The organism is Cytobacillus sp. S13-E01, from assembly GCF_029193815.1.
In the GTDB taxonomy this organism is placed as follows: Bacteria; Bacillota; Bacilli; order Bacillales; family Bacillaceae_L; genus Bacillus_BV.
The window spans coordinates 30349-42401 of record NZ_JARFVC010000020.1 but is presented as its reverse complement, the minus strand read 5'-3'; the positions used below and the strand labels follow the sequence as shown (position 1 = coordinate 42401).

The window sequence follows — 12053 nt, the reverse complement described above, 5'->3', positions numbered from 1 at the left end:
GGGTGGGTTAATTTTTGATGTAATAAAAGACCAAATCAATATGTGATTTGGTCTACTAATTAGTTGAGTTTCGCACCTAGCAACAATGCGATTTATCCCTTATTTTAATAGGAACAAAAAAGCAAGAAAGTCAAAGGACAATGCTTATTGGACAATCAAAATTAAGTGTCAATTGGGATGTCAATTCTTACACATTTCCATATACATCAGAAGTCATCTCCTAAATTTAGTACCCAGTGATCGTTAAAATAAGAGGAGATTTTCCGGTTAAACTGCGTAATAAGGCTTGGTTCGGGGTATATAAGCGGAGGTTTTCCGCTTAAGCAATGCAAAATGATCCAGTTTGACGTTTTTTGTGTAAATAGTCGGAATCCTTCCGTCTATTTAAGCTATTTTAAGTGCTATTTCATAATTAAGAGGAATTTCTCCGCTTATTAATTAACCATGCTGATTCACTCATCTTTTGGTCCTTGAGGGTTCGCTCTGAGGTCAACCAATATCTGAAGTTTGGAAAGTGTCAATCCCAGGATTTTGACGCCCAAATTAGCCGTGTGACCACCACCTATATCCTCTGTGTGTTTCTTTCCTATTTTCGCAGGGTCAATGATTATGAGACACTTGGAGTCCTATTTGAACATGACAAAGACGAGATGATTGAAAAAAATTTAGCCGAAAGGTTATGGGATATGTTCGAGGAGCTTCTGCAGGTAGTGATCACGGCAGGTAGTAGACTCTGAAACGGTCGACATCAAAGAGTTCAAAAACTCCCCAGAATATCAATTTCTAAAGGGAGTTATTTGAAGACTAATTATTAGGTAAACAATTATTTCAAGAGGATAAAGCTGCATTGGCAATTAAAATGGAATAATAGACAAGACTTATATAACAAGGGTTTAGGCAGGATTATGAGTTAGAAAATCCTGTTTATTAAGGGTGCGAAACTCAAGTAATTAGTATGCTATTTACGATATTTCTTGGTACTACTTACTATTCCTAGTATAAAAATTTATCCTTAGTTTAGGTGTCATCCACTCGCAGGTCATACGCCAACCGCTTTGGAAGTCAAAGTGTGCCTTTTGTCAGCAGTTAGCTAATGCTTGTCGGCGATTACGGTTTAATTCACATCATAGCCCTGATCATCAATTGCTTCTTTGATTTTATCCAAAGAAACATCAGTTGTATTATATTCCACATCTACTGTACCATTTTCAAGATGGACTTTCACGTTTGCTACGCCAGCTAATTCTCCTACACTTCCTTCAATAGCTTTAACACAATGCCCACAAGACATTCCTTCTACCTGTAATGTCACTTTCTCCATAATCATTCATCTCCCTTATTTTTTCATTAATTTTTGGAAGGTTATAAGGACCTCATCCAGAACTTCTAGATCCCCTTCTTGAAGCCGATCTACTACACAGCCCCTTAAATGTCCTTCTAAAAGTATTTTGGCTACACTGTTTAAAGCAGATTGTGTAGCGGAAATTTGAGTAATAACATCATCACAATACGTATCTTTATCGATTAAACCTTTTATCCCACGAATTTGCCCTTCTATCCTATTCAATCGAGTGACGAGGTTTTTCTTCACTTTATCGGAGTGATGGCTTTTTCTGTCACTTGAGGTTGAACAACAGTCGTCTTCTTCGTACAAGGGATCATTTTTTATTTCAGAAAGCACAAATCTTCCCTCCTTAGTTGAAATTATAATATACCCCTATACAGTATGTAAAGGGCGAACGTATTATTAGCTAAAAAAATATTTTGGTACATATCTTTTATTTTTTAAAAAATTCGCAATCATTTGCCTATTACATTATAACACACTAATCATAATTTGTCATTTTTTAACATCAGCTTTTACTCACAAGACAAAATTGTCACGCTTTATATCTATACTTTTTTCTTTAGATTACTACACATTCGTACCTACATGTTTTATCGTTGAAACAAGAGTTTTTCTAGCTTTAAGACGATTTTTCTAATAGTTGAGTGTGGCAATGACAAGAAACAGAATGGCCATTTTCCAATAGTTCCAACTCGGGACTATGGGTATGACAAACGCTTTCCTTATGAGGACACCTAGAAACAAAAGGACATCCTATATCATTCTTTGTGGAATCCACCTCCCCGTCGAGGATCAGCTTTTCTCTATTTTCAATAAAATAGTTTAGGTCTTTAACTACAGAAACAAGTGCTTTCGTATAAGGGTGTGACGGGCGTTGGATAATTTGCTTCGTTTCTCCAATTTCTACAATTCTCCCCTGGTACATCACGGCGATTCGATCGCACATATAGCTAGCCGTTGTTAAGTCGTGGGTGATGAACATCATAGTCAAGCCCATTTTCTTTCTAAGGTCTAATAACAAATTAAGAATTCCTGCCCGGACCGATACGTCAAGCATTGAGGTAGGTTCGTCGGCTGCAATAAAGGCTGGTTTTAAAATTACCGCTCTTGCTATCGCGATTCTCTGTCTTTGCCCTCCGCTTAATTGGTGAGGAAAACGGTACATAAAGTCCTCAGCAGGCTTTAATTCAATAGACTCGATTGCCTCTTTTACTCTTTCAACTTTTTCATTATAAGGTAGATCTTTTTCATGGGCATTGATCGGTTCAAGTAAGAGATCTAGAACTCTCATACCGGGATTTAATGTATCGTAAGGATCTTGAAAAATCATTTGCATTTTACTTCGCAATCGATTGGTCTCTGATTCCTTTAATGTACAAAGATTTTTCCCATCAAACCATATTTCACCACTCGATTCTTTCATTAAGCGCATTACCATTCTCGCAGATGTCGTCTTACCACAGCCGCTTTCCCCGATGATTCCAAGTATTTCTCCTCTTTTAATTTCAAAATTTACATTATTTACAGCGTAAACATCGGTCTTCTTTCTATTTAAAAAGGAACCTGATTTTTTTACAAACGTCTTTTTTAAGTTGTTTACTTTAATAAGAATTGTATTATCCATTTTCCTCCTCCTCCAAAAAACAAGCAGTATAATGCCCTGGTTTCACCTCTTTTAATTCAGGTGATTCTTGCCTACATCGGTCAAATGCGAAAGGACATCGGGTATGGAAGCGGCAGCAAGTTGGGAAATTGATCAGGTTTGGAACACTACCTGGGATGGAAATCACTTCTCGATCTGGCTCCGCTAAATCGGGAGTGGCCTTTAAAAGTGCTTGAGAATATGGATGTTTTGGATTATTTACTATTTCTTCCGTTGTAGCCCACTCTACAATTTTCCCAGCGTACATGATGGCAATCCTGTCACAAATGGCTGTTACCATTGGAAGATCATGTGAGATGATGATAACTGACGTATTCATTTTCTTTTGAAGATCCTTGATAAGTGCAATAACCTGTGCCTGTGTTAATACATCTAAACCGGTTGTCGACTCATCAGAGATTACTAGCTTCGGATTACATGACAAGGCCATTGCGATTGCTACACGCTGCTTCATTCCTCCACTAAATTCGTGAGGATAACTCTTCCACCTATCCCCGTCAATCCCAACCAATTCAAGCATGGTTTTAGTTCGTTCTATAGCCTCTTTTTTCGTTACATTCTCATGAAGTTGAATCGCTTCGATGATTTGGTCCCCTATTGTATAAATTGGATTTAAGGCGTTCATAGCACTCTGTGGAATCACAGAAATCTCTTTCCATCTAAGGGAATAAAGCTCTGATTCTGATGCTTTTAACAAGTCTTTGCCATTTAGGAGTACCTTGCCTGATACAACTTTTCCTGGGTATTCTATTAATCGTAAAATTGACTGGGCAACAGTAGTTTTCCCGCAACCAGATTCGCCAATTAGTCCAAGCATCTCACCTTTATTAATTGAAAAGGAGACATTTTCCACAGCTTTTGCAATGCCTTTATCCGTTTTAAAAAAAGTAGATAGGTTTTCTACCGATAGTACAGTGCTCATGATTTAATGCTCCTTTCTCAAACGGGGATTTAAAATTTCTTCTAAAGAATATCCTGTGAAAGCAAAACCGATAACAAGCGTTGTAATTAATAAACCTGGTGGAAGGACCCACCATATCCAGGCATCTGTTAAAAATGCCCCTCTTGCTTGAGCATAGTATAAAATCGTTCCCCAGCTTTTCGTAAATGGATCTCCAAGACCAAGAAAACTTAAGGAAGCCTCGATTAAAATGGAGTGGCTTGCAGCTAGGACGAATTGTGACAGTGCAATTGGAATAACACCAGGTAATATGTGGCGAACAAGAATGACTTTAATGTCTGTACCTATCGATCTTGCTGCCTCGACATAGCCTTTTGTTTTCAAAGTTAAGACCTGAGAGCGAATCACCCTTGCCGGGCTTGCCCAAGAAATTAAACTTATAACGAGAATGATATTCCAAAAGCTTGGCCCGATAAATGCAGCTAATAATATCATAAGTGGTAAAAAAGGAATCACAAGCACTAAATCTACTAATCTCATTAATAATGCTTCAACTTTCCCTCCATAATAACCTGCAATGATACCAACTAGACATCCCAATAAAATAGATATAAAAGCGGCAATGACTCCTATTAATAAAGACACCCTTGTTCCATATAAAAGTTCACTTAAAATATCCTGACCAACATCGTTTGTACCTAATAAAAATTGTGCACTAGGTTTCGAAAAAGGTGTACCTACACGATCTGTTGGATCAAAAGGAGCAATTACAGGGGCAAGTAGAGCAATTAATAAAAAGATAGCCAACAGGCTTAAACCAAACATACCAAGGTTACTTGACGTAAGAACCTTCCAATATCGGCCCCATTTTTGTTTACCCATTTTTACTTCCCACCTTTGGATCCAATAAAGGATAAATTAAATCTGCAAGGAAATTCGCTATGACAACACTAAAGGTAATGATTAGAAAGGTTGCTTGAATAAGTGGATAATCTCTACTCAATACAGATTCGAACATTAACCTTCCAACACCAGGATATGCAAATACCGTTTCTATAACTGTTGCACCACCCAATGTAAAACCTAAACTCAACATAAAAACAGTTGCAACGGGTAAAAGTGCATTTCTCATCGCATGCTTATATTTAATAACTTTATCTTTTACCCCTTTTGCTTTCGCCATCATGATATAATCCTCACCTAACACGTTTAACATGGAATAACGCATGATCATAAATGTACTTGTTACAGAAATAAGAATAAGAGTTGTCAAAGGTAAGATTAAATGCTTCCCAATATCCAATAGTCGGTCAACCCCTGAAAAATTCGCCCATGCTTGCTCTGCTCCAAATACAGGGAGCCAACCTAGTTGAGTAGCAAAAACGGACACTAAGATCATACCTACCCAAAATGAGGGCATGGCACTTAGAAACATGAATAACGTTAGTAGGTTAGCATCTGTTTTTGTCCCTCTACGCCAGGCTGAAATCGCCCCGAACATCACTCCAATAATAGTAGAAAGCACTAAACCCAGACCTGCTAACAGCATAGTCCAAGGAAGCCGTTCTAAGAGTATATCGGTAATAGGTCGTTTCTGCTGGTAAGAGAATCCAAAATCACCGATAAAAATATTTTTAATATAAGTGAAGTATTGTTCCAAGAGAGAATCATTTAATCCGTGTTTTTCCAAAATGGCTTCCTTTTCAGCACTTGACATAAGTCCAACATCCTCTCCCGCTAGAAAGACAAGCGGATTACCAGGCATCAGTCTAGGTAAAAGAAAGTTTAAAGTTAACATTAGTACAATGACGATTACATATTGCAGTAGTTTTCCGGCTACAAATTTCCCCATATCCAGCACCTCCTGTTCTGTTGAAAAAAATTCCCGCAAAATATTTTTACGGGAATACAATTATGATTAGAATTCAAAATCATCGTTATTAGCTGATTTCTTCTTTCTCTTTAATATAAAGAAGATAATGACACCTAATATGATAAGTCCACCAAATAGTAGGATCCCGCTATTATTCTTTTCTGTGCTGCTTTCCCCTGCAGTATCGCTATCTGTTGACTTATCTTTCTCTACTTCGCTAGGATTTTCATTTTCAGAGGCATCCACAGGTCTTTCACCAGCAACAAAGGATAATTTATTAATAATCCCTTTCCCAGCTTGGAATACATATCCATCATAGATGCTCGGATTATAAGCATTGACTATTTCTTGATAGTATAGTGTGACAATAGGAGCCTCATCGGCTACGAAGGACTGAAGATCCTTTATAAGATTTTGACGTTCTACTTCGTCAAAAGTGGCTCTAAGCTGATCTGAAAGCTTATCAAATTCAGGATTCTTATACCCACCAATATTAACTGCGCCGACTGCAGGGTCTGAGTAAAAGAGTTCTACAATACGGTCTGGGAATAGCTGCATTGTATTTGACCATCCGAAAATACCTAAGTCAAAATTTCTTCCCTTGCTGACATCGTAATCAGGCCACATTAAACTAATTACAGTTGTATCATCTAATGCTTTAACTGTATTTTTGATACCAATACCATTTAAGGACTCTGAAATTAATTCAGCCACGCGAATTCTTATCGGATTGTTAGAGTGTACAAGGGTCGTCAAATCAATTTCTTCTCCATTAGGATCTTCTCTAAAGCCGTCACCGTTGGTATCTTTAAAACCTGCATCTTCCAAAATTTGCTTTGCCTTTTCTGTATCGTAAACAGGCTTAAGTTCACTGTTGTAAAAAGGTGATTCTGGGTGAATAAAACCAGGGCTTCCTACTTCGGCAAAACCTAATAAAACGGTGTCTACAAGATTCTGTTTATCGATCGCAAAATTAATGGCCTGTCTAAAAGGCTTTTCTGTCATTGGATATTTTTCAGCATTTATCTGAAATAAAGTGGTACTAAATCCTGCCCCTCTTGCAATCTTAAGGGATGGATTACTTTCAAATTGGCTCACTAATTCTGGAGAGATGTTTGATGTTACTGCATCTATTTCACCTGATTTAAGAGCATTATATAATGCTGTTGTATCCTCTATAATCGGAAAAATAATCTCTTTAATAGGTGGCTCTTCTTTAAAATAATCAGGATTTGCTGTCATTTTATAGTATTGATCTGCCGTATATTCAGTTAAGATGTATGGGCCGCTTCCTATAGCGTTACTTTCACTATCAGGTGTTGTTATGCTTGACCAAATATGCTTTGGAAGAATTGGAAGGTCAGCAAGTGGCTGTATCATAAAATTTGGTTCTGGTTTAGTTAAAACCAGTGTAATATCTGTTTCATTCTCAACTGTAACAGAAGAAATAGTTTTAAGTGGATTAGTGAATCTCGATTTCGGATATTCTAGAAAATAGTCAATCGTAAATTTCACGTCTTCTGCTGTCAATGGCTTCCCATCGTGCCATTTAATATTTTCGTTTAGCTTAAGGTTATAAGTTAATCCGTCTTCACTTATTGTATATTCTTTTACAAGCCAAGGAATTGGTTTATTATCCTGATCCAGTTGAAACAAAGTATCATAAAGTAAGCTTACTAAATCAAGACCAGGATAGCCTGTGTTATACGTATAAGGATTTAGTGTACTTTCATCACCGATAATTCCTATTTTAAGTGACTGAACATCTGTTTGAGCGAAACTAGGTGCTGCATTTGAAAACAAGAACATAAAAACAAGTCCCATTAACAAAAATTTCCTCATTTATGTTTCCTCCTTTTTAGTTTTCCTACACGGTTAGTTCATTCAGGTGAAAATTACCTTCTCTACGGTACGCCTCAGCAAGAGCAAAATGACCGTGTGTAGCAAGTCCATGATAGACATGAACAGCTTTATCAAGTACTCTGTGTATCGCTCTTCCCTTTTCATGGAAATTCGATAGTTGAGAAAATCCTGGTGATAAAATTTCAACCGTTTTTGAATCGAGCATTTCATCAAAGTGCATTCCACTGAATTCCATTTGGCTCTCTAGCATATCCATTGCTTTTTCTTTTTTCTCCCATACTTCTGCAATATCAACAACTGTATTTGGATGATGAGGAGTCATGTAATAGATGGTTGGAATTGGATGCGGACTAAGTCCCGGTAACTCTTCTAAACCGAAGTCTCTGCTTGAAAGTGCAATAGATTCTAGTAAAAGCGTCATTGCAGGGCGACGGTCAGGATCTAAATCATGAAAAGAATGCTCAGGGTCTTGAGTAATAATAATGTCTGGTTTTACCTCACGAATAACTTTAATAAGTTTCAATTTTGACTCTAGACTTAAATCCACTGTCCCATACTGAAAATTTAAGAAAGAAACATTAACGCCTAACACTTCTGCTGCTTGTCTAACTTGTGGTTGACTTGTTTCTCGACAGAGCATAATCGTTGCATACGATTCTCCTCCACTTAGAACATTTTTAGCCAAAGCACCACCACACTCAACTACCTCCATTCCGTAAACACCTAGGAAAAGAACCTTTTGACCCTTTGCCATTTTTTAACCCCCCTAATAATTTACAATACCCCACTATCGTATATTGCGGTATTAAAACTATACTATTACTATTTTGAATTTTTGTAAACATTAAATATTGAGAATTTTTTACCTTTTAAAAAATTTTTTGGATTTCAAAAACTTTAAAAATATTTTTTGCATGGCCTGTCTCGCTAACACATATTATTTAGCAAACACAAGGAGGTAGAAATCGATGAGTTTGTTTGTTTTTTTTGTGGTACTCACACTGATGATTAGCACATTTTTAGCTGTAATACTAACTGTCAAACTAAAAAAACGATTGACGAACATGCAAGGAATGATAATTGCAATGATGATGGGTATGAATGTTGGATTAACATCAGGAGTCCTGTTAGGAGCTCTCTATCAGGGTGATTTATACTATTCTACAATACTATCAATGAGTATTGGTTCACTTGCTGGTCTAGCTTGTGGTGGCCGTTTAGGAATACTACCTACTTTAGAAGGTTTTATGTCTGGTTTAATGGGTGGAATGATGGGAGCGATGCTAGGAGAAATGATCACTACAGAGCAATCAGGTGTTATGGTCAACATTTTGCTTACGCTCACAATCAGCTCGTTACTACTTTTTCTAATTTTGCCGAATACCCAATCAAATGAGAATGATATTAACAATAAAAGGTGGTTTTTAAAGCCAATTCTAACGTTTGTTTTTCTATCTTCCTTTCTCCTCATTGGTAATCATCTTGAAAAAAATCTAGCATTTTCAAAATCAGATTCCTCCACCGGAGAATCTCACAGTAACCATGGAAGTCAAGGAGAATCAACCGATATTGAGGCACAGCAGATAACGGTCAATGTACATCCTTCATCTTTTTCTTATAGTCCATCTAAAATTATTGTAAAAAAGAATCAAGCTGTAACCATCACACTAGTAAATCATGATTCTCTTGAACATGATATAGAAATAAAAGGCATTAGCATTCAGATGAATTCAGACGCTAATGAGTCAGTGGATTCTCATGATCAGGGAGTTTTGCATTTACATGCTACAGCAAACAGTCAGACTGAACTCACATTTACCCCGTTACAGGCTGGTGTTTACAAGTTTTATTGCTCAATACCTGGTCATGCCGAAAATGGGATGGTAGGAGAATTAGTAGTAAATTAACACCGGGAGCCTCCCCCGCCATTTTATACAGTGGGGAGGCTTTCCTTTTTGAAATAGGTAAAATAAGAGAAAAAGGTTAGAAGAGCTAACTGTTATCGAAGAAAAATTATTTTAGCGGGGAAATGTATGTAATACTTATATGTGTAGGCTCAGTTTATTAAGATCTATAACAATGCCAACTTTTTTCATGAAATCGTATCCAATAATTCCATCTATCTCAAGACCATAATCCATAGAGCCTAATTCAACAAGAAAGTCACTTATGCTAATATCTTTTGAAAGGCATATTTGATCCATTTGTTTTGTATAAACAAACTCAGTTCCACCCACTCCATATATGGTATGTGTAACATCATTTGCTTCTGGTTTAACACCAATTTTTTCTAAACTATTCACGTTTAGAATTGTTCCAGCTGAACCAGTATCAATTAATAAGTGGTTTAATTGTAGGGACCTTCCTCTGAATATGACTGTAGCTTCAACAAAAGGTAAGCAATTTATTTCATTAATGATCATCATATTTTTCTTAATCCAGTCCACTTTTTCTCATGAATATCAAGGGTTTCACGGGATGTATGAAAAAAATAAAACTCTCGATCTGGCTTTTGTTTATGTAACTCAGCATGTCTGCGTAATGCTTCCATGGAATCATCGAAACAATCAAGTACAGCCATATCCTTAACTACTCTGATATTATCCTGTGAGTACGCTTCAATTGATTCTAACACTACCCATTTACCTGGATAAGCTTGTCTAACTTCTTCCCATTGCATCTAGTTTCCCTCCCTATTTCCTACTATATTAATCATAACATCAAGCTAGTAAACAGTAAATTTTAATTAGTTTGAATATGTATTTCATATATCTGATTAATGTGTGTAATGGCTTCATCAACGTTTCCAACAACCCTTAGTGCTACTTCTAGCCCTAAATATTCTGTACCCCAACCCTCTTCAGTAGCGGGAATAATATTATTTTGTAGTTGTTGTACAGCTTCATCACCATGAATTTGAAATCCTTTTTCCTGTAAGACAGAGAGTAATTCAGTTAAATGAGTAGAAGCCCAATTCCAGTAATTAAAATAGGCTTTGTAAGATGCTCTCCTTGATTTGTTGTAAGTGTAAAAAAATCGTAAATGAATAAGGTGCCAAAAAGGCACCTTATGGTCAAAGTAATTAAGGCAGTTTCCAATCTTTTTGATATGGAAATCGGCTGAAGTATAATTTCACTTCTCCCACACCTTCATAGTCCACAATAACCTCAAAATAACGGGTGTTTCTTTTGCTAAAGGGTTCCGTTTTGAGGTGCAAATCCTATAAATGACAAGAACAAAAGCGCAAGAAGCCCGCTGATCGGCGCGTCGATTAAAACCCACCACGTCCTGTGGCGAACATCGACATCAGCACATCCTGTGGAAGTCAAGCATAAGACGGTTTATTCAAGAAGGTGGTTTTTCCTTCTTAAAGGAAATGGCTTATGACCTCAGGTCCGATGACGCCTGGAGCTAGACGTAGATAGACAAAGACACGAAGTTATACACAACCTTACAATTTTATAACCTAAACAATGAAAAAGGCGTGCAGTCTGACTACAGATTTGACACCTCTTTGACACCCATAAATAAAAAAAAAGAGCGAACCCTCAAGAACCAAGAGATGAGGGAATCAGCATGGTTTAATAAATAAGCGGAGAAATTTCTCTTAATTCCGAAATAGCACTTAAAATAGTTTAAATAGACGGAAGAATTCCGACTATTCACACAAAAAACGTCAAAATGGATCATTTTGCATTACTTAAGCGGAAAAACTCCGCTTATATACCCCGAATCAAGCCTTATTAGGCAGTTTAACCGGAAATCTCCTCTTATTTTAACGATCACTGGTTACTAAATTTAGGAGATGACTTCTGATGTATATGGAAATGTGTAAGAATGGACATCCCAATTGACACTTAATTTTGAGGATGTATACCAAGAACCAATGTTTGGTAATAATGGTTACTAACAATCGTTCTTAAAAGGGTGTTTAGTATGTCCAGATACCAAAAAATGAGTCTGATTTCTTTCCAAAAACAGTTTTCGACCGAAGAAGCTTGTCATGATTATCTCTTTTCATTGAAGTGGTCGAATGGCTTTTGTTGTGAAAAGCGTGGTCACGATGCATATTTTGAAACAAAAACGCGTAAGCACAAGCTTTATGAATGTAAAAAGTGCCGGTATCAAGCTACTGTCACTGTCGGAACTGTGATGGAAAAAACAAGAACTGACTTAATTAAATGGTTCTTAGCCATCTATATGATCGCTCATGATAAACGTGGTGTATCTGCGACAAGGCTTTCTGTAGAACTTGAAGTAACGTATAAAACCGCTTGGCTCATGCTTCATAAAGTCCGCCAAGCAATGAGAAAACGTGATGCAAACTATACGCTAGCAGGAATCGTAGATGCCTTAATTGATTGTTAGATGAATTTACTATGAACTTTACTTTAATTCACAAAAA

The 12053-nt window shown here is 36.9% G+C and carries 13 protein-coding genes and 1 pseudogene; 3 read left to right on the top strand and 11 right to left on the bottom strand.

From position 1 onward, the window contains the following. Positions 1 to 500: 500 nt before the first annotated feature. Positions 501 to 808: pseudogene (locus PY093_RS21435) on the top strand (IS4 family transposase); the annotation flags it as partial. 306 nt (positions 809 to 1114) lie between these two features. On the opposite strand, the gene copZ reads toward PY093_RS21435, so the two are convergent. The 8 genes from copZ to PY093_RS13195 all read right to left on the bottom strand — a co-directional run bounded on the left by copZ (position 1115) and on the right by PY093_RS13195 (position 8402). Further along, positions 1115 to 1321 carry a copper chaperone CopZ gene (copZ, locus tag PY093_RS13230; protein ID WP_275646344.1) on the bottom strand — a complete coding sequence of 69 codons (207 nt, stop codon included), beginning with the start codon at positions 1319 to 1321 and terminating at the stop codon, positions 1115 to 1117. Positions 1322 to 1336: 15 nt separating this feature from the next. Further along, positions 1337 to 1681 carry a metal-sensitive transcriptional regulator gene (locus PY093_RS13225; protein ID WP_275646343.1) on the bottom strand — a complete coding sequence of 115 codons (345 nt, stop codon included), beginning with the start codon at positions 1679 to 1681 and terminating at the stop codon, positions 1337 to 1339. Between the two features lie 286 nt (positions 1682 to 1967). Next, positions 1968 to 2972 (bottom strand): ABC transporter ATP-binding protein, encoded by a 1005-nt coding sequence (locus PY093_RS13220; protein WP_275646342.1) that lies wholly within the window; start codon positions 2970 to 2972, stop codon positions 1968 to 1970. Further along, a complete protein-coding gene (locus PY093_RS13215) occupies positions 2965 to 3933 on the bottom strand; it encodes an ABC transporter ATP-binding protein (RefSeq protein ID WP_275646341.1) in 969 nt (322 codons plus the stop codon). Before PY093_RS13215 ends, PY093_RS13220 begins: the two co-directional genes overlap by 8 nt. 3 nt (positions 3934 to 3936) lie before the next feature. Further along, entirely contained in the window at positions 3937 to 4794 is an 858-nt protein-coding gene (locus PY093_RS13210; RefSeq protein WP_275646340.1) for an ABC transporter permease, read from the bottom strand. Continuing rightward, the gene (locus PY093_RS13205; protein WP_275646339.1) at positions 4787 to 5764 is read right to left on the bottom strand and encodes an ABC transporter permease; all 978 of its coding nucleotides are present in this window, start codon (positions 5762 to 5764) and stop codon (positions 4787 to 4789) included. The genes PY093_RS13210 and PY093_RS13205 overlap by 8 nt, the downstream gene beginning before the upstream one ends. 66 nt (positions 5765 to 5830) lie before the next feature. Next, on the bottom strand, positions 5831 to 7627 hold the full coding sequence (locus PY093_RS13200) for an ABC transporter substrate-binding protein (RefSeq protein ID WP_275646338.1): 1797 nt from the start codon (positions 7625 to 7627) through the stop codon (positions 5831 to 5833). Between the two features lie 25 nt (positions 7628 to 7652). Next, entirely contained in the window at positions 7653 to 8402 is a 750-nt protein-coding gene (locus PY093_RS13195; RefSeq protein WP_275646337.1) for a PIG-L deacetylase family protein, read from the bottom strand. Positions 8403 to 8616: 214 nt separating this feature from the next. Between PY093_RS13195 and PY093_RS13190 the strand changes: the two genes are divergently transcribed. Beyond that, on the top strand, positions 8617 to 9555 hold the full coding sequence (locus tag PY093_RS13190) for a cupredoxin domain-containing protein (RefSeq protein ID WP_275646336.1): 939 nt from the start codon (positions 8617 to 8619) through the stop codon (positions 9553 to 9555). Between the two features lie 135 nt (positions 9556 to 9690). Here the strand turns inward: PY093_RS13190 and PY093_RS13185 are convergent, their stop codons facing one another. From PY093_RS13185 to PY093_RS13175, 3 genes are all read right to left on the bottom strand, one after another. After that, complete coding sequence (locus PY093_RS13185) at positions 9691 to 10095, bottom strand: retropepsin-like aspartic protease (protein ID WP_275646335.1); 405 nt, start codon at positions 10093 to 10095, stop codon at positions 9691 to 9693. After that, positions 10071 to 10328, bottom strand: a complete 258-nt coding sequence (locus PY093_RS13180; RefSeq protein WP_275646334.1) for a hypothetical protein — start codon at positions 10326 to 10328, stop codon at positions 10071 to 10073. Before PY093_RS13180 ends, PY093_RS13185 begins: the two co-directional genes overlap by 25 nt. Before the next feature lie 62 nt (positions 10329 to 10390). Continuing rightward, entirely contained in the window at positions 10391 to 10714 is a 324-nt protein-coding gene (locus tag PY093_RS13175; protein ID WP_275646333.1) for a hypothetical protein, read from the bottom strand. Between the two features lie 870 nt (positions 10715 to 11584). On the opposite strand from PY093_RS13175, the gene PY093_RS13170 reads away from it, so the two are divergent. Continuing rightward, the gene (locus tag PY093_RS13170; RefSeq protein ID WP_275646332.1) at positions 11585 to 12016 is read left to right on the top strand and encodes an IS1595 family transposase; all 432 of its coding nucleotides are present in this window, start codon (positions 11585 to 11587) and stop codon (positions 12014 to 12016) included. Positions 12017 to 12053 lie beyond the last annotated feature (37 nt).